This is a genomic window from Streptomyces sp. NPDC006463, assembly GCF_042870715.1.
Lineage (GTDB): Bacteria > Actinomycetota > Actinomycetes > Streptomycetales > Streptomycetaceae > Streptomyces.
The window spans coordinates 37423-58569 of the sequence record NZ_JBIAHP010000025.1 but is presented as its reverse complement, the minus strand read 5'-3'; the positions used below and the strand labels follow the sequence as shown (position 1 = coordinate 58569).

24 protein-coding genes and 1 pseudogene are annotated in these 21147 nt (G+C 71.8%); 13 read left to right on the top strand and 12 right to left on the bottom strand.

The window, feature by feature from the left end; translation table 11 throughout:
* The first annotated feature begins 69 nt into the window (after positions 1-69).
* Positions 70-990 (top strand): hypothetical protein, encoded by a 921-nt coding sequence (locus ACFYOB_RS33710; protein ID WP_388566671.1) that lies wholly within the window; start codon positions 70-72, stop codon positions 988-990.
* Here ACFYOB_RS33710 and ACFYOB_RS33705 read toward each other — a convergent pair.
* Positions 974-1882: a 1-aminocyclopropane-1-carboxylate deaminase/D-cysteine desulfhydrase gene (locus tag ACFYOB_RS33705; protein ID WP_388566668.1), complete on the bottom strand. Its 909-nt coding sequence runs from the start codon at positions 1880-1882 to the stop codon at positions 974-976. The two genes, ACFYOB_RS33710 and ACFYOB_RS33705, sit on opposite strands and share 17 nt — an antisense overlap.
* Complete coding sequence (locus tag ACFYOB_RS33700) at positions 1879-2316, bottom strand: hypothetical protein (protein WP_388566840.1); 438 nt, start codon at positions 2314-2316, stop codon at positions 1879-1881. Before ACFYOB_RS33700 ends, ACFYOB_RS33705 begins: the two co-directional genes overlap by 4 nt.
* On the opposite strand from ACFYOB_RS33700, the pseudogene ACFYOB_RS33695 reads away from it, so the two are divergent.
* Both ACFYOB_RS33695 and ACFYOB_RS33690 read left to right on the top strand, forming a co-directional pair.
* A pseudogene (locus ACFYOB_RS33695) lies at positions 2224-2493 on the top strand (hypothetical protein); the annotation flags it as partial. The gene ACFYOB_RS33700 and the pseudogene ACFYOB_RS33695 overlap by 93 nt on opposite strands.
* 21 nt (positions 2494-2514) lie before the next feature.
* Complete coding sequence (locus ACFYOB_RS33690; protein WP_388566838.1) at positions 2515-2652, top strand: hypothetical protein; 138 nt, start codon at positions 2515-2517, stop codon at positions 2650-2652.
* A 44-nt stretch (positions 2653-2696) separates the two neighbouring features.
* Here ACFYOB_RS33690 and ACFYOB_RS33685 read toward each other — a convergent pair whose 3' ends face one another.
* From ACFYOB_RS33685 to ACFYOB_RS33675, 3 genes are all read right to left on the bottom strand, one after another.
* Complete coding sequence (locus tag ACFYOB_RS33685) at positions 2697-3287, bottom strand: N-acetylmuramoyl-L-alanine amidase (protein WP_388566666.1); 591 nt, start codon at positions 3285-3287, stop codon at positions 2697-2699.
* Positions 3288-3394: 107 nt separating this feature from the next.
* Complete coding sequence (locus ACFYOB_RS33680; protein ID WP_388566663.1) at positions 3395-4591, bottom strand: globin domain-containing protein; 1197 nt, start codon at positions 4589-4591, stop codon at positions 3395-3397.
* 148 nt (positions 4592-4739) lie between these two features.
* The gene (locus ACFYOB_RS33675) at positions 4740-5195 is read right to left on the bottom strand and encodes an RrF2 family transcriptional regulator (RefSeq protein WP_388566660.1); all 456 of its coding nucleotides are present in this window, start codon (positions 5193-5195) and stop codon (positions 4740-4742) included.
* A gap of 227 nt (positions 5196-5422) precedes the next feature.
* Here ACFYOB_RS33675 and ACFYOB_RS33670 point away from each other — a divergent pair, with 227 nt between their 5' ends.
* The 4 genes from ACFYOB_RS33670 to ACFYOB_RS33655 all read left to right on the top strand — a co-directional run bounded on the left by ACFYOB_RS33670 (position 5423) and on the right by ACFYOB_RS33655 (position 9257).
* Positions 5423-6829 (top strand): family 2B encapsulin nanocompartment shell protein, encoded by a 1407-nt coding sequence (locus tag ACFYOB_RS33670; protein WP_388566657.1) that lies wholly within the window; start codon positions 5423-5425, stop codon positions 6827-6829.
* Positions 6826-7878 carry a family 2 encapsulin nanocompartment cargo protein polyprenyl transferase gene (locus tag ACFYOB_RS33665; protein ID WP_388566820.1) on the top strand — a complete coding sequence of 351 codons (1053 nt, stop codon included), beginning with the start codon at positions 6826-6828 and terminating at the stop codon, positions 7876-7878. The genes ACFYOB_RS33670 and ACFYOB_RS33665 overlap by 4 nt, the downstream gene beginning before the upstream one ends.
* 112 nt (positions 7879-7990) lie before the next feature.
* On the top strand, positions 7991-8602 hold the full coding sequence (locus ACFYOB_RS33660; RefSeq protein WP_388566654.1) for a GNAT family N-acetyltransferase: 612 nt from the start codon (positions 7991-7993) through the stop codon (positions 8600-8602).
* A gap of 70 nt (positions 8603-8672) precedes the next feature.
* Entirely contained in the window at positions 8673-9257 is a 585-nt protein-coding gene (locus tag ACFYOB_RS33655) for a dihydrofolate reductase family protein (protein ID WP_388566651.1), read from the top strand.
* Positions 9258-9501: 244 nt separating this feature from the next.
* Here the strand turns inward: ACFYOB_RS33655 and snpA are convergent, their stop codons facing one another.
* The gene (gene snpA, locus ACFYOB_RS33650; protein ID WP_388566649.1) at positions 9502-10158 is read right to left on the bottom strand and encodes a snapalysin; all 657 of its coding nucleotides are present in this window, start codon (positions 10156-10158) and stop codon (positions 9502-9504) included.
* 210 nt (positions 10159-10368) lie between these two features.
* Here snpA and ACFYOB_RS33645 point away from each other — a divergent pair, with 210 nt between their 5' ends.
* Positions 10369-11304, top strand: a complete 936-nt coding sequence (locus ACFYOB_RS33645) for a LysR family transcriptional regulator (RefSeq protein ID WP_388566646.1) — start codon at positions 10369-10371, stop codon at positions 11302-11304.
* Positions 11305-11321: 17 nt separating this feature from the next.
* Here the strand turns inward: ACFYOB_RS33645 and ACFYOB_RS33640 are convergent, their stop codons facing one another.
* Complete coding sequence (locus ACFYOB_RS33640; RefSeq protein ID WP_388566817.1) at positions 11322-12125, bottom strand: hypothetical protein; 804 nt, start codon at positions 12123-12125, stop codon at positions 11322-11324.
* 154 nt (positions 12126-12279) lie between these two features.
* Between ACFYOB_RS33640 and ACFYOB_RS33635 the strand changes: the two genes are divergently transcribed.
* Together ACFYOB_RS33635 and ACFYOB_RS33630 are read left to right on the top strand one after the other, a co-directional pair.
* Positions 12280-13203, top strand: coding sequence for a DUF4097 domain-containing protein (locus ACFYOB_RS33635; RefSeq protein WP_388566643.1), 924 nt, complete (start codon positions 12280-12282; stop codon positions 13201-13203).
* Position 13204: 1 nt separating this feature from the next.
* Complete coding sequence (locus ACFYOB_RS33630; protein WP_388566640.1) at positions 13205-14092, top strand: helix-turn-helix transcriptional regulator; 888 nt, start codon at positions 13205-13207, stop codon at positions 14090-14092.
* Between the two features lie 112 nt (positions 14093-14204).
* Here ACFYOB_RS33630 and ACFYOB_RS33625 read toward each other — a convergent pair whose 3' ends face one another.
* From ACFYOB_RS33625 to ACFYOB_RS33605, 5 genes are all read right to left on the bottom strand, one after another.
* The gene (locus ACFYOB_RS33625) at positions 14205-14600 is read right to left on the bottom strand and encodes a hypothetical protein (RefSeq protein ID WP_388566637.1); all 396 of its coding nucleotides are present in this window, start codon (positions 14598-14600) and stop codon (positions 14205-14207) included.
* A gap of 134 nt (positions 14601-14734) precedes the next feature.
* On the bottom strand, positions 14735-15295 hold the full coding sequence (locus ACFYOB_RS33620; protein ID WP_388566634.1) for a Clp protease N-terminal domain-containing protein: 561 nt from the start codon (positions 15293-15295) through the stop codon (positions 14735-14737).
* Positions 15295-15504: a helix-turn-helix domain-containing protein gene (locus ACFYOB_RS33615; RefSeq protein ID WP_328927590.1), complete on the bottom strand. Its 210-nt coding sequence runs from the start codon at positions 15502-15504 to the stop codon at positions 15295-15297. The genes ACFYOB_RS33620 and ACFYOB_RS33615 overlap by 1 nt, the downstream gene beginning before the upstream one ends.
* A gap of 49 nt (positions 15505-15553) precedes the next feature.
* Positions 15554-16516, bottom strand: a complete 963-nt coding sequence (locus ACFYOB_RS33610; RefSeq protein ID WP_388566630.1) for a zinc-binding dehydrogenase — start codon at positions 16514-16516, stop codon at positions 15554-15556.
* A 154-nt stretch (positions 16517-16670) separates the two neighbouring features.
* Positions 16671-17873 (bottom strand): NADP-dependent malic enzyme, encoded by a 1203-nt coding sequence (locus ACFYOB_RS33605; RefSeq protein ID WP_328927592.1) that lies wholly within the window; start codon positions 17871-17873, stop codon positions 16671-16673.
* 524 nt (positions 17874-18397) lie between these two features.
* Here ACFYOB_RS33605 and ACFYOB_RS33600 point away from each other — a divergent pair.
* From ACFYOB_RS33600 to ACFYOB_RS33590, 3 genes are read left to right on the top strand one after another with little or no spacing between them, the layout of a single operon-like run.
* Entirely contained in the window at positions 18398-19357 is a 960-nt protein-coding gene (locus ACFYOB_RS33600; protein WP_388566627.1) for an ABC transporter substrate-binding protein, read from the top strand.
* A gap of 38 nt (positions 19358-19395) precedes the next feature.
* Positions 19396-20337: an amino acid ABC transporter permease gene (locus ACFYOB_RS33595; RefSeq protein ID WP_388566624.1), complete on the top strand. Its 942-nt coding sequence runs from the start codon at positions 19396-19398 to the stop codon at positions 20335-20337.
* Entirely contained in the window at positions 20337-21101 is a 765-nt protein-coding gene (locus ACFYOB_RS33590; protein ID WP_388566621.1) for an amino acid ABC transporter ATP-binding protein, read from the top strand. The genes ACFYOB_RS33595 and ACFYOB_RS33590 overlap by 1 nt, the downstream gene beginning before the upstream one ends.
* Positions 21102-21147 lie beyond the last annotated feature (46 nt).

Here is a 21147-nt window from a genome sequence, read left to right as displayed (position 1 = left end):
CCCGCACGGGGGAGCGGGATGGGACCGGGGGCCGACGCGCCGGCCCGCGCCGGGCACGAGGCTCGACCCATGACACCGAACTCTGCGAACTCTTCGGCCGCGTGCGGATTCTGGGCCGCCGGTACGAGCATCCTCGCGCTCGGCGCCGGCCTGCTGGGTGCGGGTCCGCCGCTGCTCGCCTGGGGGCTGGCCGGCGCGGCCGCCGTGGCCGTGGCGGGGCTGGCCATGCGGCGGCGGGCGGTGCTGTGGGTGGCCTGCGGGCTGTCCGCGGCTGCGGGATTCGGCCTGCTGATGGACGTGGTGGCACTGCTGTTCGCCCAGGGGGTCGACGACTGGGCGGCGGCGGTACTGCACGCGCTCGGCCTGCTGGGCGCGGTGCTGCTCGCGGGCGCCGCACGACCTCGCCGGACCGGGCCCGTGGTGGCGCCGGCGCCGACTGCGGCTTCCCGGCGGGTGCACCTCGCCGCGTACGGCGGGGCGTTCGCCTTCGTGCCGTACGCGGTGATGAAGGTGACGTGGGCACTGGGCGGCACCTTCGCGGGGACCGGCGGGGAGGAGATGCTGGCCGCTTACGAGCGCAATGGGGCCTCGGGACTCTGGCTCACCCTGGCGCGCTGGGGGCTGGACGGCACGGCGTTGCTGGCCGCGCTCGGGGTCTTCCTGCTCTTCGGCCTGGTCAGGCCCTGGGGGCAGGTCTTCCCACGGTGGACCCTGGTGCTGCGCGGCCGCCGCGTACCGCGCTGGCTGCCGCTCGGGCCCGCCCTGATCGGCGTGGGCACGCTGGTGCCGTACGGCCTGTTCGGCGTCGGCTATCTGACGCTGGCTTCGGCCGGGGTGGTGAGTGTCCGTGCCGGGGACTTCCACTCCTCGGCGGACGCGGTGCTGGTCGGCTGGATCGGCTTCTCGGCCTTCGCCGGGTACGGGCTGGCCCTGCTGGCGGCGACCCGGTCGTACTGGCTGCGCACGCGCGGGGTCACGGCCGGCCCGTGACCACGGCGGCCAGGGTGGTACCGCGCGGGAAGGCGCCGGAGGCGGTGAGCCCGGCCAGGGCCCAGAGGAGTTTGGCCACGTAGATCCGCTCGACCGGGAGGCCGTGGCGGGCCTCGAAGTCGGCGGCGAAGGCGTCCAGCGCGGCCGGGACGCGGGCGTAGCCGCCGTGGTGGAAGCCCTCGGCCAGGGTCCAGCCGCCGGCCGGGCCCCCGAAGGCCTGGTCCTGGAGGGAACGTATCTCCGCTTCCAGGAACCCGCCCGCCAGGACCGGCACGCCGAGCGCCTCCTGGCCGGGGTCCAGCCCGGCGGCCAGGCCCGCCAGGGTGCCGCCCGTCCCGCAGGCCACCGCGACCACGTCGGCCCGCCCGCGCAGCTCCCGGCCCAGCTCGGCGCAGCCCGCCAGGGCGAGGGCGTTGCTGCCGCCTTCGGGGACGACGTACGCCCCCTGCGCACCGGCCCCGTCCAGCAGGCGGGCCAGCGTCCGCGGCTCGGCCTTGAGGCGGTAGTCGGCCCGGGACGCGAAGTGCAGCCGCATGCCGTCCGCCGCGCACCGGGCGAGGGAATCGTTGAGCGGCCGGCCGGCCAGCTCGTCGCCGCGCACGACGCCGACCGTCCGCAGCCCGAGCAGCCGCCCGGCGGCCGCAGTGGCCCGCAGGTGGTTGGAGTAGGCCCCGCCGAAGGTGGCCAGCGTGTCGTGCCCGGCGGCCACGGCGGCCCGCAGGTTCGGCGCGAGCTTGCGCCACTTGTTCCCGGGCAGCTCCGGGTGCACCAGGTCGTCCCGCTTGAGCAGCAGCCGCACGCCGTGCGCGCTGAACCGCTCGTCGCGGATCTCCTGCAGCGGGGACGGCGGGCGCGGCTGCAAGAGCACGTCAAGGTTCGCGGGGCGGTTCACCCGTCCATTGTGGGCCGCTCCCGGCCGTGCCATCGCACGTCACCACAGGCGGTGTCCGGTGTGCCCGGGAAGAGCGGCAGGCAGGGGATGTCCATGAGCAGGTCCTGGATCCGTGCCGGTGTGGTGGCGGCCTTGGCGTCGGCCCAGTTGTGGTGTTTCGCCGGGTCGGCGCGGGTGGCGGCCACCAGTGTCAGCGTGCCGGGCGGCACCCTGTTCGTGATGGCGCCTCCGGGTCTGGTTTCGCCGTCTCCACGGAAGACCGATGTGTTCGTGGTGCGCGAGGTGGGGCGTGTGCTCAGGGCCGGTCCGGGATGCGCGGCCGTGACGGACGGTTCGGTGCGCTGTCCGGTGGCCGGGGTCCCGTACATCCAGGTGTTCACCGCCGACCGGGACGACGCGGTCGTGATCCCCCCGAGGGTCACGACGGGGGCCACGCTCACCGGCGTCGCCGGCAACGACTCGCTCTACGGCGGCCGCGGCGGCGACGCCGTGATCGGCGACAGCGCAGACCCCGTCACCCGGGCGACGGCAACGGCACCCCGCACGGCGGTGACGGTGTCGACACCCTCTTCGGCGAGGAGGGGAGTGACCGCGTCTACGGCGAAGGCGGGCGGGACACCCTTCCCGCAGGCGTGGACACCAGCGCCGACCTCCTCTACGGCGGTGACGACGACGGCATCCTCGTCGGCCACGACGACAACGACCGGCTCGACGGCGGTCCCGGCTCCGACAGTTGCACAAACGGCGTCCAGACGGCCTGCGAGTCCTGACGGCGAGCGCCGGGGCAGGCGCTCGCCCGGGAAGGGTGAGTGGACTACTTGAGGCGTGCGGCCACGCGGTCGCGCAGGGAGTTCATCGTGAAGCCCTTGGGGTCGATCTTGCCCGGCTGCCATTCGCGGTGGCCGATCACCGAGCGGGCCGTCCAGGCGTGGACCCGGCAGACGGCCGCCGCAGCGCGGGTGATCGCGTCGAGCTGGACCGCCGGCCAGGGGTCCTCGCCGTCGCCGAGGTTCTCGCACTCGAAGCCGTAGAAGTGGCGGTTGCCGTCGGTGGTCGCCTCGTTGTCGGGCGGGAGCCGCTTCTCCGCGATCACCGCCGCCAGGACGTCGGGGTCCCCGGCGCCCGCGTGGTTGGCGCGGCCGTAGCCGACCAGGTGGACGCGGCCGTCCTTGGCGATCACGCCGTGGCACAGCGGGCCCGGCAGGGTGGAGTAGCCGTCGCGGCAGAGCTGGACGGTGTACGAGGTGCCGTGCGTGACGGTGTGGTGGATCATCACCCCGTGCACCGGCCCCCAGGGACCCTTGTGGTTGCGGTTGTGGGTGCGCCAGGCGCCGACCTCGACGACGGTCAGACCCTCGCGCCGCAATGCGCTGATGAATCGGTCCGCGGACATGGGTGCGGCCATGGCCGCCTCCTTTACGGTGCGTGACGGACACGTTATGTGCGTGTCTCGTTACACTCCGGTTTAGCGGAGGCGGCTCTTCCGGGGCTAGGGCGTTATCCGGCCAGCTGTCAGGCGGATGCCAGCCACAGGTCCGGGCCGAACACCTCGTAGTGGATGTCGGAGGCGGGCACGCCCTTGGCGATCAGCTGCTCGCGCACGGACCGCATGAAGGGGAGCGGGCCGCACAGGTAGGCCTGGGTGCCGGGGGTGACCGGGACCGCCGAGAGGTCGATCAGGCCCTCGCCGTCACCCGGCTCCGCCGCTTCCTCGTACCAGAACCGGGCCGAGGCGTCGGCCAGCTTGTGCGTCAGGGCCCGGTGGTCGGCCCGGAGAGGGTGGTGGGCCGGGGAACGGTCGGCATGCAGGACGGTCACCGGGGCGGTGTGCCCGGTGTCGGCCAGGTGCTCCAGCATCGAGAGCATCGGGGTGCAGCCGATGCCGGCCGAGGCGAGCAGCACCGGGGCCGCGGAGTCCCGCAGGACCAGGTCGCCGTAGGGCGCCGAGACCCGCAGGGTGTCGCCGGCGTGGACGCGGGCGTGCAGGTGGTTGGAGACCTCGCCGTCCGGGCCGGCCGCGGCCGGCCCGTGGACCCGCTTGACCGTGATCGCGCGGACCGGGGAGCCGGGGGCGGTGGAGAGGCTGTACTGGCGGATCTGCCGTGCGCCGTCCGGGAGTTCGACCTGGACCGAGACGTACTGGCCGGGCAGGTACGCCGGAGCCGGGGCGCCGTCGGCCGGGGCGATGCGGAAGGTGGTGCAGTCGGCGGTCTCCTCCGTCCGGCCGGTGACCGTCCACTCGCGCCACACGTCCCCGGCGACGACCCGCTGCTCGGCGTAGAGGCGCTCCTCGGTGGCGATGAGGGCGCCCGCCATCAGCCAGTAGACCTCGTCCCAGGCGGCCGCGACCTCGGGGGTGACGGCCTCGCCGAGGATCTCGACGATCGCCTCGAAGAGGTGCAGGTGGACGACCTGGTACTGCTCGCGGGTGACGCCGAGGGAGGCGTGCTTGTGGGCTATGCGGTCCAGCATCACGTCGGGGCGGGTGTCCGGCCGGGCCACGAGGTGGGTGGCGAAGGCGGCGATGGATCCGGCGAGGGCCTGCTTCTGGAGGCCGGCGTTCTGGTTGCCCCGGTTGAAGAGGTCGCGCAGGAGTTCCGGGTGGGCCGCGAACAGCTTGGTGTAGAAGAGCTCCGTGATGTCGCCGATCGCAGCACCCACGGCGGGCAGGGTGGCTCGTACGGTCGCGGTGGACTTCTCGGACAGCATCAGGTCTCCTCGTTAATTGGCATTTCATATGCGCATTATTGGGCAGGGTCGGCCGCCCATTGGAGGGCGGACTTCTGTTCGAACGTTCCGTCCCGGGTCAGGCTAGGCGGGCCCGGGGCAGGCGGGTATCGGCCATTCGGCCCGGGCGTCAGGGCCCTTCGGCCCTCCTTGGCGCGCCGCCCGAGATGCCCAGCAGCAGCGGGCCGGTCGGGGCCGCCACCAGGTCGTTCACCGTCAGCGGGTCCAGGGTGGCGAAGAAGGCCTCCTGGGCCCGGCGCAGCGCGCCGCGCAGCACGCAGGCGCTGCGCAGCGGGCAGGGCGTGGTGCCGTCGCAGTCCACGACGTCGCCCGCGCCCTCCAGTTCGCGCACCACCCCGCCGACCGAGGCGGCGCTTCCGGCGGCGGTCAGGGCGAGCCCGCCGCCGCGGCCGCGCCGCGCCTCGACCAGGCCGAGGTGCTGCAGCCTGGCGACCACCTTGGCGGTGTGGGTGTACGGGACCTCCATGGTCGCCGCCACCTCGCGGGTCGTCGGGAGGTCCGTCTCCGCGGCGGCCAGGCGCATCAGGACGCGCAGGGCGACGTCGGTGAATCGGGTCAGGCGCATGCGCTCACCCTAGAAAACTTGCATCTTGGCTGCAAATTAAGCCGCGCGCCTGATCGCCTGCGTGGCTGAAAGCGGTGGGTTCGGAGGGGCTCGCGGAAGCAGGTCGACCCGAGAGAGTGCCCCGCCCCCGGACGGAGTAGTCCCACCCTTTTGTGTAATGGTCCCACCACGTTCCGTGCCGGAAAGCTGCACCCTGCAGATCCATGCAGTGATCGAAAGGGAAATACATGTCGGTCCAGGCAGGTTCCGAGTCCGAGGCCCGGACTCCGCAGCGCAGTCTTGGGACATCTGCGGCGCGGAACTTGGCAACCACGACCAAGTCCGCGCCGCAGATGCAGGAGATCACCTCGCGGTGGCTGCTGAAGATGCTGCCGTGGGTCTCGGTGCAGGGCGGCACGTACCGCGTCAACCGCCGGCTGAGCTACACGGTCGGCGACGGACGCGTGGAGTTCATCAAGACCGGGACGCAGGTCCAGGTGATCCCGGCCGAGCTCGGTGAGCTCCGCCTGCTGCGCGACTACGAGGACCTCGACGTCCTCGGCGAACTCGCCCAGCGCTTCCGGCAGATCGACTTCGAGCCCGGCCAGGAGCTGACCTCCTTCGGCAGCCCCTGCGACCAGGTGTTCCTGCTCGCCCACGGCCGCATCGACCAGATCGGCCCGGGCCCGTACGGCGAGGACGCCGTCCTGCGGACCGTCGCCGACGGCGCCCACTTCGGCGAGGACTCCCTCGTCGGCGAGGAGGCGATCTGGGAGTACACCGCCCGCGCCGCCACCTCCGGCACCGCGCTCGTCCTGTCCCGGCAGGACTTCCAGCTGCTCGCCGACCGCGTCGACTCGCTGCGCGAGCACGTGGAGAACGTGACGACGCAGCCCGCCCAGCACACCAACAAGTACGGCGAGGCCGCGATCGAGCTCTCCGCCGGCCACCAGGGCGAGGCCGTGCTCCCCGGCACCTTCGTGGACTACGAGGCCCGCCCGCGCGAGTACGAACTCTCCATTGCGCAAACGGTCCTGCGGGTGCACACGCGCGTCGCCGACCTCTACAACCAGCCGATGAACCAGACCGAGCAGCAGCTCAGGCTCACGGTCGAGGCGCTGCGCGAGCGCCAGGAGCACGAGATGCTCAACAACCGCGACTTCGGCCTCCTGCACAACGCCGACTACGACCAGCGCATCCAGCCGCACGACGGCGCGCCCAGCCCCGACGACATGGACCAGCTGCTCAGCATGCGGCGCGGCTCCAAGTTCTTCCTCGCCCACCCCAAGGCCATCGCCGCCTTCGGCCGCGAGTGCAACAAGCGCGGGCTGTACCCGGAGTCGGTGGACATCGGCGGCACCCGGGTGCCGGCCTGGCGCGGTGTGCCGATGTTCCCCAGCAACAAGATCCCGGTCAGCGACGCCCGCACCACGTCGATCCTGTGCATGCGTACCGGCGAGGACGAGCAGGGCGTGATCGGCCTGCACCAGCCCGGCATCCCGGACGAGATCGAGGCGAGCCTGTCGGTCCGCTTCATGGGGATCAGCGAGCAGGCGATCATCTCCTACCTGGTCACCGCCTACTTCTCCGCCGCGGTGCTGGTGCCGGACGCGCTCGGCGTACTGGAGAACGTCGAGATCGGCCGCTGGCGCTGAGCGCGGTGGACGCCGCCCTGGCGACCGGCGAGGGCCAGGAGGCCGCGGCTCTGCTGGAACGGACAAGAGAAACGGTTAACCCGGAACTGCGCCGGGCCGTCGAGAGTCTGCCCGGTTCGATGCGGCGCGTCGCGATGTACCACTTCGGCTGGGAGCACGCGGACGGCACCCCGGCCGCGGGCAACACCGGGAAGGCCATCCGGCCCGCCCTGGTGCTGGCCACGGCCCAGGCCCTGCGGGGGCCGGGCGGACCCGCGGACGGCATCGTCCGGGCGGCGGTCGCCGTGGAGCTGGCGCACAACTTCACGCTGCTGCACGACGACGTCATCGACAAGGACGCCCGGCGCCGCGGCCGGGCCACCGCCTGGACCGTCTTCGGGATACCGGACGCGATCATCACCGGCGACGCCATGATGGCGCTCGCGCAGCGGCTGCTCGCGCAGGATCCGCACCCGGCCGCGGCGGCGGCCTCGGCGCGGCTCGCGGCCTGCGTCATCGAGCTGTGCGCGGGACAGCAGGCGGACTGCGCCTTCGAGCAGCGCCCGTACGTCTCGCTCGACGAGTGCCTGACCATGGCGACCGCCAAGACCGGAGCCCTGCTGGGCTGCGCCTGTGCGCTGGGCGCGCTTTACGCGGGCGCCGGGCCGGACGAGGCCGACGCGATGGACGCCTTCGGGCGGGAGGCCGGCCTGGCCTTCCAGCTGATCGACGACCTGATCGGCATCTGGGGGGATCCGGGGCACACCGGAAAGCCCGCCGGGGCCGATCTGCTCGCCCGCAAGAAGTCCCTGCCGGTCGTGGCCGCCCTCACCTCGGGCACCGCGGCGGGGGAGGAGCTGGCGGTCCTGTACGGGGGGCCCATGAGCGAGGGCGACGTGCGCAGGGCGGCCGACGCGGTGGACCGGGCCGGGGGGCGGGACTGGGCGCAAGCCCATGCCGCCGACCGGATGGGCCGGGCCGTGCAGCAGCTGTCCCGGGCCGTGCCGGACCTCGGGGCGGCGGGCGGGCTGCTGGCGCTCGCGGAGTTCGTGACGCGCCGGACGCGGTGAACGCCCAAGGCCTGTTCCGGCACCGGATGGTGCCGGAACGGGCCTTACCGCGTTTGCGCCCCAACTCTAGGATCGCTCACGGTTGTTGACACGTGAGCGAAGGGTGTGACCAGTGGCGCTGGAGATACGTCAGGCGGATCAGTCGGACCGGGACGCGGTGGCGCGCCTCCTCGACGAGGCCTTCCGCACCGACCCGGTGAGCAGCTGGGTCTTCCCGGACCCGGATCACCGGGCCGCGGTGCACGGCAAGTTCCTGGGCGTCTTCGTGGACGTGGCGCTGGCCGAGGGCCGGATCGACTACGCCGTGGACGGTTCGGCCGCCGCGCTGTGGCTGCGGATCCCGGCGGGCGAGCCGGAGGGCGAGGACGAGGTCCCGGCGAAGATGCGGGCGGTGGCCGACCCGGACAACGAGCGCTGCGAGCTGGTGGGCCGCCTCACGGGCGCGGTGCACCCGACGGCCGAGGAGCACGAGTACCTGCTGATGATCGCGGTCACCCCGGACCGGCAGGGGGAGGGGCTGGGCGGCGAGCTGATCCGCCCGGTGCTGGAGCGCTGCGACCGGGAGGGTGTGCCGGCGTACCTGGAGGCGAGCAGCGAACGCAGCGGCCGGCTCTACGAGCGGCTCGGATTCGCGCACACGGGGTCGCCGGTGCAACTGCCCGACGGGCCGCTGATGTGGCCGATGTGGCGCAAGCCGAACGGGGTCGCGCGACCGGTTGCGTAACCACTCCACCTGAAGTACTTTATGCGACGTGCCTCCGATGCGGTGGCACTGTCGAACGGAAGAGACTCGCTTGCGCAAGCTCACGTACTTCATCGCCACGTCGGTCGACGGGTTCATCGGAGCCCCGGACGGTGACGGCGATTTCTTCTACAGCCGCCTCGACCCGGAGTTCATCGAATTCCTCAAGGCGGAGTACCCGGAGACCATCGCCGCCCAGGCGCGCGCCCCGCTCGGGATCGAGGACGCCGAGCCGAAGCGCTTCGACGCGGTGCTCATGGGGCGGGGCACCTACGAGCCGGGCGTCAAGCTCGGCGTCACCAGCCCTTACGGCCACCTGCCCCAGCAGTACGTCGTCTCGCGCTCCCTCACCGTCCCGCCGGACCCGCAGGTCCAGCTGATCAGCGGGGACGTGGCGGCCCGGGTCCGTGAGCTCAAGGCCCAGGAGGGGCTCGGGATCTGGCTGTGCGGCGGGGCGGACCTGGCCGCGCAGCTGATCGACGAGATCGACGAGTTCGTGGTCAAGACGTACCCGTTCTTCGTGGGCACGGGGATGCCGATGTCGCGGGCGGGCTTCGGCGTGCGCCCCCTGGAGCTCACCGGGGTCAAGGCCCTCGGCGGCGGCCAGGTCGTCACCTCGTACACCGTCACGCGCTGACCCGCCGAACGCGCGAAACCGGCCTACCGTGGAGGTATGGCCGGCGAACAGCGGGAACAGCACGAGCACGGGACGATCGCTCCGCAGGCCGGGCACGACCAGCAGGTGTGCCCGGCCTGCGGGAGCCCCGTGGACACGGTGCTCAGGCGGCGCAAGTCCCTGGGGATCTTCATCCCGGAATGGGTCCGGGGACCTTGTCGGAACCCGGAATGTCCGGAACACGTTCCCGCAGGGACTTAGGCCGTCAGCCCTTCGTCCCCATCCCGGAGGCGACGAGGCCGTTGGCCCACAGCTGGTTGACGCGCGCCCGCTCGGTGCTGTTCGGGGTCGCGTTCTGGCACGAGGTGCCCGGGCCGCCGCCCGACATCAGCTCGCTGCAGGGACCCGAGTAGTGGTCCGGCAGGCCCAGGACGTGGCCCGTCTCGTGCGCGGTCACCCGGGTGGAGTTGTACTGCTGGTTCTGCCGGTAGTCGAGGAAGATGTACCCCCGGCCGTGCCCGTCCGTGCTCGCGTACGAGCCGCGTGAGTCGTTGCCCTCGCGGTACGAGAAGTTCCCGCCGGAGGACACCTCCTGCAGCTTGACGTTGCTCACCGAGCTGTTCCAGATCTGCGTGGAGCGGGCTATCTGGGTGCGGAAGCTCGGCGCGCTACGGGTGTTGTAGGTGACGGTCACGGCCAGGGCGCCCGGGTTCGCGGCGCGCTGCTCGGCGACCGAGCGCTGCACGGCCTCGAAGAAGGCCTGGTTGGCGGCCTGGTTGTCCTGCGAGTTCGCGTACGCCGCGTAGCTCGCGGGAGTGCCGGCGGGGGCGGTGGCGGCGGTGGCGGTGGGGACGACGCCGAGGGCGGCGGCGAGGCCGAGGCCGATGGTGGTGGCCAGAACGGCCTTACGGGAGTGGCGCATGTGGGGGAGCTCCTACTCGTCCGGTGCGGTGGGGGGTGGTCGTTCGTGACCGGAGTCTGCGGGAGCGGAAGTGCCCGGCGGATGATGTCACTCCGCGATAGCGCGGGCCTATCGGGAAGATTTCGACAGATCAACTAGTGTGAGAATGGCGGGATTCGGGGGGCTATCGGTGGCTGGTGCGGCCCACGGGCCGCGGCCTACTCTCGGGGCATGGAGCTTGAGGTCAGGCACCTGCGCGCGCTGTGCGCCATCGCCGACGCCGGAAGCCTGCACAAGGCCGCCCGGCAGCTCGGCGTGAGCCAGCCCTCCCTGACGACGCAGCTGCGCCGCATCGAACGCGCCCTGGACGGCGAGCTGTTCCTGCGGGAACGGACCGGCTGCCGGCCCACCCCCTTCGGCCGCACCGTGCTGGGCCGGGCCCGTCCGCTGCTCGCCGAGATGGCCGCACTGGTGGCGGAGGCCCGGGCGCTGGCCCACGGGCCGCGGCTGCGGATCGGCTCCACGGCCAGCCGCGCGCTGCCCGGCTGGCTCCGGCGGATCCACCGGCGGCTGCCCGACACCGAGACCTCGCTGGTGGTGGACGTGTCCGCCAACGCGCTGCTGCGGATGGTGGATTCAGGCCAACTGGACGTGGCCTTCGTGCACGAGGTGGAGGGCAGCCCGCTGCGGGTGCCGGCCGGGCTGCAGCTGCACGTGCTGATGGAGCGGGAGCCGCAGTTCGTGTCGATGTCGCGTGACCATCCGGCCGCCCGGCAGTCGGTCGTGTCCTTACGGGACCTGGCCGCCGACCGCTGGATGGTGGACCCGTCGGTCGACGGCGAATGGGACGGGCTGCGAAGGGTCTTCGCCGGAGCCGGCCTGGACCCGCCGGTGCTGCACGCGGACTACCACACGGCGACGTCGCTGATCGTCTCCGGCGAGGCGGTGGCCCCCTGTCAGCCGACCTCCGGGCCGCGCGAGGACATGGCGATCCGGCCGCTGTCGGGCGACCCGCTCGCCGTACGGCTGCTCCTGGCGACGCGGCCCGGCGCGCACGCGGAGGTCTACGAGGACCTTCGCGCCGCGTACCGCGAGGCGGCCATGCGGACGCCGCCGTACCGGGCGTGGCTGCGCCACCATGCGAGCCCGTTGCTCGTTCCGGCGTAACGCGGGGCCGGATCAGGTCAGTGCGGTGTGCGGGCCCGGTCGTACGCCAGGGACAGCGCTCCCTGGGCCACCAGGACCGCGCCCGCCGCGGCCCACCCCGGGCTGCGCCGGTGCGCCGCCCACACCAGCAGCGGTGCGCCCGCCGCGACCTGGGCCGCGCCCAGCAGCCGGGCCTTCGGGCCGCGCACCCACGGGCCCAGCGGGCCCTCCTCCACCACGTCGAGCTCCGCCCGCACCGCGTCGCGCCAGCCGGACCACTCCACCGTCTCGGCGCCGGGCACGACGCGCGCCACCTCCCGGAGCCGGTCGGCCGGTTCGCCGGGGCCGAGCCCCGGGGGCAGCGCCAGCCCGGCGCGGGTCAGCAGGGCGATCAGGCCGAGGAGGCGGGCCGTACCGTCCGCGGCCGGGTCGGGCCGGGTGAGCCGCTCCAGTTCCTCCAGGTCGAGTACGGGGTCCAGGCCGAGCCGAGCGGACAGGGCCCGCATGGCGTCCGGCTCGCCGGACGGGCGGCCGCGCTCGTCCCACTCGTAGGCGGCGGTGCGCCGCAAGCCGCTCGACAGGGCGAAGCCGGTCCGGCCGTCCTCCCACCACACGCTCAGCACGGGCCAGTTGACGCCGACCGCCACCGCCGCACCCCAGCCGGAGAGCACCTCGGACACGGCCTCCTCGCTGCCCGGCCACGGCTTGACGTCGGGCACGAGCACGCTCCACTCGCCCGCCGGGGCGAGCAGCAGGCGTACGCGGAGCAGGCGCGCGGCGGGACGGGCGGCGAGGGGTTCGGCCCGGCAGAGCAGCAGTCCGCCGGCGGTGGTCCGGGAGATGGGCATGCCCACACGCTAAGGCAAACCGCCCCATATCGGAGATCTCGGCAGCACGCTTGACTTCACCCGACCGCGATATATCGTGTTACTCAGAAGACGCGATATGTTGCGTGCGTCGAGACCCGTCCGTGAGCGCACGAGGAGGATCAGCCCCATGGCAGAGCAGGCGTCGCAGTCGACGTGGCACATCGCCGACCCGCAGAAGCTCGCCTTCGAGCAGCCGGTGACCGAGCTCCGCGTCCGGCTCGTGAGCGGCACGGTCAACGTGGTCGCCGCCGAGGAGGGCCCGGCCCGCCTGGAGGTGACCGAGGTCGATGGTCCGCCCCTGTACGTGGTGCAGGACGGCGGCACCCTCACCGTCTCCTACGAGGACGTGCCCTGGAACGGTTCCCAGGGCTTCAAGGAGTGGTGGGAGACCAAGCCGTGGAAGGTCTGGTCCGGTTCCGCCTTCGGCCGCAAGGCGTGGGAGCGCAGCGCCGCCGTCACCCTGACCGTGCCCGCCGCCACCCAGGTGCAGCTGGCCACGGTCCAGGCCACCGCCTTCGTCTCCGGGATCTCCGGCGGCACCGACGTCAACGGCGTCTCCGGCGACGCCACGCTGGTCGGACTGTCGGGCCGGGTCAAGGCGCACACGGTCTCCGGCAACGTCGAGGCCCAGTCCGTCACCGGCGACCTCGGCTTCCATTCGGTGTCCGGCGGCCTGACGGTGGTCGACGGCGCGGGCGTGAGCCTGCGGGCCGACTCGGTCAGCGGGGACATGCTCATCGACCTGGACCTCGATCCGTCGCCCCCGCGGCCGGTGGACATCGCGCTGAACTCCGTCTCCGGCCAGGTGGCCATCCGGCTGCCGCACCCCGCCGACGCCCGCGTGGAGGCCAACACCACCACCGGCGGCGTCTCCAACGCCTTCGAGGACCTGCGGGTCTCCGGCCAGCTGGGCTCCAAGCGGATCACCGGAACCCTCGGTTCCGGCACCGGTACCCTGCGCGCCACCACGGTCTCGGGCGCGATCGCGCTGCTGCGCCGCCCGCAGGCCGAGGCCGAAGCCCCCCTCGTGTCCGACAAGAAGGTGCTCTGACATGCCGCCCGTCTTCGCCCACGGCCGCCTCCGCCTCTACCTCCTCAAGCTGCTCGACGAGGCGCCGCGCCACGGGTACGAGGTGATCCGCCTGCTGGAGGAGCGCTTCCAGGGCCTGTACGCGCCCTCCGCGGGCACGGTGTACCCGCGCCTGGCCAAGCTTGAGGCGGAGGGCCTGGTCACGCACGCGACCGAGGGCGGGCGCAAGGTGTACTCGATCACCGAGGCGGGCCGGGCCGAACTGGCCGACCGCAGCGGTGAACTCGCCGACCTGGAGCTGGAGATCCGCGACTCGGTCACCGAACTGGCCGCCGAGATCCGCGACGACGTCCGGGGCGCGGCGGGTGACCTGCGGCGCGAGATGCGGGCGGCGGCCTCCGCGTCGGCGACCCGGGTCGAGGACGAGTCCTGGAACGCGGCCAAGGAGGAACTGCGCAAGGCGCGTCAGGAGTGGAAGGAGCAGGCGAGGCGGGCGAAGGACGAGAGCCGCCGGGCCCGCGAGGAGGCCCAGCAGGCCCGCCGTCAGGCCAAGGAGACCCAGGAGTGGGCGCGCGAGGAGGTCCAGCGCATAGCGGGCCAGCTCCAGGAGCAGTTCGCCAAGTCGGGCGGGGTGCTGGGCGGTCTGGCAGAAGCCTGGCTCGGCGGCTCAACGCCGGCCGGACCCGCCGCGTCCGGTGCGCCCCTGGTGGTCGACACGGACTGGGCCGAGGACCTGACGCCCTCGGGCGACGCGGCCCGCGACCTGGACCGGCTGCTGGACCGCTTCCGCGACGACGTCCGCGACGCGGCCCGCGACCACGGTGTGTCCGCGGCCCAGCTGGCCGAGGCGCGCACCGATCTCGCCGCCGCTGCCGCCCGGCTGACGCAGACCCTGCGGGCCAGGCCTTAGGGCGGCGGATCCGGCCGCAGGACCGGTTCCGGGGCTCCGCCCGGGACCTCGTGCTCCGGGGCGGCCCTGGCCCGGAAGGTGGCGAATCGTCCGGGCCGTCGGCCTGGGGTGCTCAGTCGTTCTCGTCGACGGTCTGCTCATCAAGACCCCAACGGTCCCAGTTCACGTAGTCCCAGCGGTCGACGAGGGGCTTGTTGTTGTGACCGGCGTTGACGTTGTCAACGCTGACGTCGCCACCGTCGTAGGGGTCTCGGAGGCTGTTGTCGCCCTCATCATCGGTGGTGGCGTCACCGGCGGCGCCGCCACCGCCGCCCATGAGCCCGTCGTCGCCGGGGTCGGCGCCGTCGTTGGTGACGACGGCCGCCGCCGTGGAGTGACTCAGGGACGGCGCCGCGGCGGATGCCGGAAGGATGACGCTCCCGGAGATCAGAGCGGCTGCGGCGGCGATCATTACCATGCGGGAACTCCGCCGCCGGGGCGTGGTGTCGTTGCGGATGTTGTGGATCATGTCCTTTTCCTTTCGATGCCGAGGGCCTGCGTTGCTGCCCCGCCTCGGGTTCTCGTCCCGTTGGGGCCTGCACGTCCAGTGGGCCCGAAAGGACCCCGGCGCGTCACGCCCCGACAACTCGGGACTTGACGGGGTCAGGCGGCCAGGCCCGTCTCGGCCGTCCCGTAGGTGACTCCGTGGTCCGTCAGGACCTCGGAAACCGTGCCGGGCCGGGAGAGCAGGGCCAACAGCAGGTGCAGGGTGCCGATGTGGCGGTCCTTGCGGTCCAGGGCGATGCGCAGGGACTGTTCCAGGACCTTCTTCGAGCCCTGGGTGAAGGGGACGTGCCGGTTGTCCGGCTCCGGGCGGCCGAGGGCCGAGCGGAGCGAGGCCCCCAGCGTCCGCCGCCGGGGAGCCGTCGAGGACAGGGCGCCCTCGCCGTGGGTCTCCTCGACCCGGGAGACGATCTGCGAGAGGTCGATGCCGAGCCCGGCCAGCGCCTCCTCGTCGGCCTTGGAGATCCCGCCGCGCCGGCGGGCCGCGGCGAGGTCCGCGGCCACCGCCTCGCGGTCCACGCCCAGGGGGTCCAGAGCCCCTTGGGTGAGCAGGGCGAGCAGCAGGTGCTCCTCGGCGACCGTGGTGGACCCGGCGCGCCGGGCCTCGGCGACGGCGCCCGTCACGGTCTCGCGGGCCTGGGTCGTGAAGCGTTCGAACATCAAAGCCTCCCGTACTTCTTGTGCACGGCCTGCCGGCTGACGCCCAGCTCGGCCGCGATCTCCTGCCAGGACCACCCCTGCGTGCGGGCACTGCGTACCTGTACGGCCTCCAGCTGCTCCAGCAGTCTGCGGAGGGCGGCCACGGCACGCAGGCCCACACGCGGGTCGCGGTCACCGGCCCGCTCGGCGAGATCGGTAGCTTCCGTCATGTGTGTCAATGTAGGTTGACGCGGGAGGGGTGTCAACCTTCGTTGACGCCTACGGTGTGAGCACGATCTTCCCGAAGAGGTCGCCCGACGCGAGCTTCTCGAAGCCCTCGCGCGCCCGCTCCAGCGGCAGCACCTCGTCGATGACCGGCCGGACCCCGGTGGTCGCGCAGAACGACAGCAGGTCCTCCAGCTCGTCCTTCGAGCCCATCGTGGAGCCGACCACCTTCAGTTCCAGGAAGAAGATCCGGGTCAGCTCGGCGTGCGCCGGGCGGTCGCCGCTCGTGGCGCCGGAGATGACCAGGGTGCCGCCCGGACGCAGGGACTTCACCGAGTGCGACCAGGTGGCCGCACCCACCGTCTCGATCACCGCGTCCACCCGCTGCGGCAGCCGCGCGCCCGGCTCGTACGCCTCCACGGCGCCCAACTCCACGGCCCGCTTGCGCTTGGCCTCGTCCCGGCTGGTGGCGAAGACGCGCAGGCCGGCCGCCTTGCCGAGGACGATGGCCGCGGTCGCGACCCCGCCGCCGGCGCCCTGGACGAGGACGGAGTCGCCGGGGCGGACCCCGGCGTTGGTGAACAGCATCCGGTACGCCGTCAGCCAGGCCGTCGGCAGGCAGGCGGCCTCCTCGAACGAGAGCTCGGCGGGCTTGCGCAGGACGTTCCAGGCGGGGACGGTCACCTGCTCGGCGAAGGTCCCCTGGTAGCGCTCGGTCAGGATCGAGCGGGGCTCGTCCGGGCCGACCCCGTGGCCGCTCTGGCCGATCACGGAGTGCAGGACGACCTCGTTGCCGTCCTGGTCGATCCCGGCGGCGTCGCAGCCGAGGATCATCGGGAGTCTTTCCTCGCCGAGGCCGACCCCGCGCAGCGACCACAGGTCGTGGTGGTTGAGGGAGGCGGCCTTGACGTTCACGGTCACCCAGCCGGGCCGGACCTCGGGGGCCGGGCGCTCGCCCAGCTCAAGGCCGTTCAGGGGGTGGTCACGGTCGATTCGGGCGGCGTAGGCAGCGAACATGCCGCGACGCTACCGCTCGGTAGCGCAGGGTTCCAGCCTTCCCGGGGCCCCGGCGGTGAGGCCTTCGTCGCACCGGGCCGAGGGTGCGCATGAGGAAGGGCCCGGCCGGATCACTCCCCGGCCGGGCCCCTGCCCGTACAGCTCAGCGCTGCGATCAGACCAGACGGGCCACGCCGTCGGCCTTGGCCGCGGCGGCGACGGCCGACGCGACGGCCTCGGCCACGCGCTCGTCGAACGGCGACGGGATCACGTAGTCGGCGGAGAGCTCGTCACCCACGACACCGGCGATGGCGTCGGCGGCGGCGATCTTCATGCCCTCGGTGATCCGGGTGGCGCGCACCTTGAGGGCGCCCGCGAAGATGCCCGGGAACGCCAGCACGTTGTTGATCTGGTTCGGGAAGTCCGAACGGCCCGTGGCCACGACCGCCGCGTACTTGTGCGCGACGTCCGGGTGGACCTCCGGGTTCGGGTTGGCCATGGCGAAGACGAACGCGTCCTTCGCCATCGAGGCCACCGCCTCCTCGGGGACCGTACCGCCGGAGACGCCGATGAAGACGTCGGCGCCCGCGAGGGCCTGCTCCAGCGAGCCGGTCTGGCCCGTCCGGTTGGTCAGGCCCGCGATCTCCGCCTTGACGTCCGTCAGGTCGGAGCGGTCGGCGGACACGACGCCCTTGCGGTCCGTCACGCAGACGTCGCCGATGCCCGCGTCGACCAGGATCTTGGCGATGGCGATGCCCGCGGCGCCCGCGCCGGAGATCACGGCGCGCAGGTCGCCGAGCGTGCGCCCGGTGAGCTTCGCGGCGTTGCGCAGCGCGGCCAGCGTCACGATGGCCGTGCCGTGCTGGTCGTCGTGGAAGATCGGGATGTCCAGCGCCTCCTGCAGGCGGCGCTCGATCTCGAAGCAGCGGGGCGCGGAGATGTCCTCCAGGTTCACCCCGCCGAAGGACGGCGCGAGACGGATGACCGTCTCGATGATCTCGTCCGTGTCCTTGGTGGCGAGCGCGATCGGGACCGCGTCCACGCCGCCGAACTGCTTGAACAGAATCGCCTTGCCCTCCATCACGGGGAGGGAGGCCTCGGGACCGATGTCACCGAGTCCGAGCACGGCCGTGCCGTCGGTGACGACGGCGACCACGTTGGACTTCCAGGTGTACTCGTTCACCAGCTCCGGCTGCTCGGCGATGGCGGTGCACACCTTCGCCACGCCGGGGGTGTACGCGAGGGAAAGGTCGTCCTTGTCGTTGACCGGCACCGTGGCCTGGATGGCCATCTTGCCGCCCCGGTGCAGCGCGAACACCGCGTCCGGGTTGTTGTCCGTCACGCTGTCACTGCGAGGGTTGAAGATCTCCGCTGCCACTGTGTGTGACCCCTTAAGTCCTTTGAATCGTTGAGGGTGGCCATCCCTGGTTAAGGGGTGGGCGGGCACCGCGTCCGTACTCCGCATCGACGGTTGGCCCGTCTCCGCGAAGGGGAGGTTCGTACGCGCGGGCGCGCCGCACGCGCGCCCTGAGCCCCGGATGAGGGGTGTAAGGATCTGTTCTACCGGATGAACGCTCACCCAGACGAGTCGATTCCTGCTCGACCATAGGCTGCATGTCCTGGTTTTGGCTAAAAGTCCAAACGTCTGTGTCCAATGGGCGAGACGCACAGTAAATAGTGACCCCGAAGTGCCTGGTCGCAGCGTTTTCTGTGGCTCCGAGGGGCTTCGGCCGCAGTCCTGTTGGGTAGCCCGGGGTGTCCGTTATCTGATTTTGACCTCACGGGCACCCTGAATGCGCCAGTCCGAATGGCAAGATGCCGTAATCACACAAGGTCGCGACACTCGATGGTGCGTGCCCGACCTGTTTTCGGTGCTTTTCCACCAGCCGGAGGAACCAGCTCATGACCGCAAGCATCACCCGTCGTACGACCGCCGCCCGGTCCCGGATCGCCGCGGTCGGCGCGATCGCGGTCGCCGGCGCCCTGGTCCTCACCGGTTGTGGCGACCAGACCGACAAGGCCTCCACGGCCCCGTCGGGCCAGGCGAACAGCAGCGCGCCGCTCTTCTCGAAGCTTCCGAAGAAGATCCAGGACGCGGGCGTCATCAAGGTCGGGACGGACGCGACCTACGCGCCGATGGAGTTCACCGAGGGCGGCAAGATCGTCGGTGTCGACCCCGACGTGGCGGCGGCCATGGCCAAGCAGCTCGGTGTCCAGTTCAAGTTCGAGTCCGGGACCTTCGACACCCTGATCGGCAGCATGCAGACGGGCCGCAGCGACCTGGTCATGTCCTCGCTCACCGACACCAAGGCCCGTCAGGAGGGCCTGGACGACAAGGGCAACAAGACCGGTGCCGGTGTCGACTTCGTCGACTACTTCTCCGCCTCGACCGGCATCCTGGTCAAGAAGGGCAACCCGGAGGGCATCAAGACCCTCGACGACCTGTGCGGCAAGAAGGTCGCCGTCCAGCGCGGCACGACGTACGAGCAGTCCGCCAAGGACCAGTCCGAGAAGTGCAAGGCGGCCGGCAAGGGCGAGGTCGCCATCGAGTCCTTCCCGACCGACGCCGAGGCCCAGACCCGTGTGAAGGCCGGCGGCGCCGTCGCCGACCTGAACGACTCCCCGGTCGCCGCGTACATCGCGCAGACCGCGGGCGGCGGCAACGACTTCGAGGCCATTGCCAACCCGACCGACGCCGGCCTCTTCGGCATCGCCGTGGACAAGAAGAACACCGAGCTGCGCGACGCGCTCAAGGAAGCCCTCGACGCGGTCATCAAGGACGGCACGTACAAGGCCGCCCTGGACAAGTGGAACGCGGGCTCCGGCGCCGTGACCGAGGCCAAGACCAACGCAGGCTCCTGACCTCCGCGCAGACCGCAGCACACTGAAGGGCAGTCACTGTGACTGACAAGCTCGACAAGGTTCCGGACCCGGCGGACACCCCGCCGGCCGGGACCGCCCACCCCGAGGCGATCCGCGCCATCCCGGTCCGCCACTACGGCCGCTGGATCAGCGGTGTGGTCGTCATCGGCCTGGTCGTGGCCCTGGCGTTCGCCTTCTCGCAGGGCAACGTGCGCTGGGCCACCGTGCCGGAGAAGCTGTTCGACCCGACCATCCTCCGCGGTGTGGTCAACACGGTCTGGATCAGCATCACGTCCATGGCCCTGGGCCTGGTGCTCGGCGTCCTCTTCGCCGTCATGCGCCTCTCGAAGAACCCGGTGACCAGCACCATCGCCTGGTTCTACATCTGGCTGTTCCGCGGCACCCCGGTGTACGTGCAGCTCCTCATCTGGTTCAACCTCGCCCTGATCTTCCCGATCCTGAACCTCGGGTTCTACAAGGACGAGATGACCCAGGTCATGACGCCGTTCCTGGCCGCCCTGCTGGGCCTCGGCCTCAACGAGGGCGCGTACATGGCGGAGATCGTCCGTGCCGGCATCCAGTCGGTCGACGAGGGCCAGACCGAGGCCTCGCACGCGCTCGGCATGACACGCACGCAGACCATGCGCCGTGTCGTGCTGCCGCAGGCCATGCGGGTGATCGTGCCGCCGTCGGGCAACGAGTTCATCAACATGCTCAAGACCTCGTCGCTCGTCGTGGCCGTGCAGTACTTCGACCTGCTGCGCGCCGCCCAGGACATCGCGTCCACATCGTTCGCGGTGATGGAGATGTTCTTCGTCGCGTCGATCTGGTACCTCGCCCTGACCAGCGTGTTCAGCGTCGGCCAGTACTACCTGGAGCGCCGCTACGCCCGCGGTGCGCTCCGCTCCCTGCCGCCCACGCCGTTGCAGAAGATCAAGGCGAAACTGTCCAGCTTCTCGAACCGCAAGGCGGTGGCCTGATGACGACTGCCATGGTGAAGGCCGAGGGCGTCCACAAGTCCTACGGTGCGGCGCACATCCTCAAGGGCATCGACCTGGAGGTCGCCCCGCGTGAGGTCTTCTGTCTGGTCGGCCCGTCCGGCTCCGGCAAGTCGACCTTCCTGCGGTGCATCAACCACCTGGAGCAGGTCAACGCCGGACGGCTGTACGTCGACGGGGAGCTCGTCGGATACCGCCAGAAGGGCGACAAGCTCTACGAGCTGAAGGACAGCGAGGTCGCGGCCCAGCGCCGGGACATCGGCATGGTCTTCCAGCGCTTCAACCTCTTCCCGCACATGACGGCCATAGAGAACGTCATGGAAGCCCCGGTCATGGTCAAGGGCGAGTCCAAGGCGGTGGCGCGCGAGCGCGCCGTGCGCCTCCTGGACCGCGTGGGCCTCGGCGACAAGGGCGGGAACTACCCCACCCAGCTCTCCGGCGGCCAGCAGCAGCGCGTGGCGATCGCCCGCGCGCTCGCCATGGAGCCGAAGCTGATGCTCTTCGACGAGCCCACCTCGGCGCTCGACCCGGAGCTGGTGGGTGACGTCCTCGACGTCATGCGGGACCTGGCCGAGTCGGGCATGACCATGATCGTGGTCACGCACGAGATGGGCTTCGCCCGCGAGGTCGGCGACAACCTCGTCTTCATGGACGGCGGCGTGGTCGTCGAGTCGGGTCACCCCCGCGACGTGCTGGGCAACCCCCAGCACGACCGGACGAAGGCGTTCCTGTCCAAGGTGCTGTAGTCGCACCCGCGGACGGGTGAGGGGCGGTACGGGCTTCCCGTACCGC

Excerpts from the sequence above, each read along its gene's own strand:
- ACFYOB_RS33710 (WP_388566671.1), top strand. The coding sequence starts at position 70 with ATGACACCGAACTCTGCGAACTCTTCGGCCGCGTGCGGATTCTGGGCC.
- ACFYOB_RS33685 (WP_388566666.1), bottom strand. The coding sequence starts at position 3,287 with ATGGCCGCACCCATGTCCGCGGACCGATTCATCAGCGCATTGCGGCGC.
- ACFYOB_RS33680 (WP_388566663.1), bottom strand. The coding sequence starts at position 4,591 with ATGCTGTCCGAGAAGTCCACCGCGACCGTACGAGCCACCCTGCCCGCC.
- ACFYOB_RS33675 (WP_388566660.1), bottom strand. The coding sequence starts at position 5,195 with ATGCGCCTGACCCGATTCACCGACGTCGCCCTGCGCGTCCTGATGCGC.
- ACFYOB_RS33670 (WP_388566657.1), top strand. The coding sequence starts at position 5,423 with ATGTCGGTCCAGGCAGGTTCCGAGTCCGAGGCCCGGACTCCGCAGCGC.
- snpA (WP_388566649.1), bottom strand. The coding sequence starts at position 10,158 with ATGCGCCACTCCCGTAAGGCCGTTCTGGCCACCACCATCGGCCTCGGC.
- ACFYOB_RS33645 (WP_388566646.1), top strand. The coding sequence starts at position 10,369 with ATGGAGCTTGAGGTCAGGCACCTGCGCGCGCTGTGCGCCATCGCCGAC.
- ACFYOB_RS33635 (WP_388566643.1), top strand. The coding sequence starts at position 12,280 with ATGGCAGAGCAGGCGTCGCAGTCGACGTGGCACATCGCCGACCCGCAG.
- ACFYOB_RS33630 (WP_388566640.1), top strand. The coding sequence starts at position 13,205 with ATGCCGCCCGTCTTCGCCCACGGCCGCCTCCGCCTCTACCTCCTCAAG.
- ACFYOB_RS33625 (WP_388566637.1), bottom strand. The coding sequence starts at position 14,600 with ATGATCCACAACATCCGCAACGACACCACGCCCCGGCGGCGGAGTTCC.
- ACFYOB_RS33620 (WP_388566634.1), bottom strand. The coding sequence starts at position 15,295 with ATGTTCGAACGCTTCACGACCCAGGCCCGCGAGACCGTGACGGGCGCC.
- ACFYOB_RS33615 (WP_328927590.1), bottom strand. The coding sequence starts at position 15,504 with ATGACGGAAGCTACCGATCTCGCCGAGCGGGCCGGTGACCGCGACCCG.
- ACFYOB_RS33610 (WP_388566630.1), bottom strand. The coding sequence starts at position 16,516 with ATGTTCGCTGCCTACGCCGCCCGAATCGACCGTGACCACCCCCTGAAC.
- ACFYOB_RS33600 (WP_388566627.1), top strand. The coding sequence starts at position 18,398 with ATGACCGCAAGCATCACCCGTCGTACGACCGCCGCCCGGTCCCGGATC.
- ACFYOB_RS33590 (WP_388566621.1), top strand. The coding sequence starts at position 20,337 with ATGACGACTGCCATGGTGAAGGCCGAGGGCGTCCACAAGTCCTACGGT.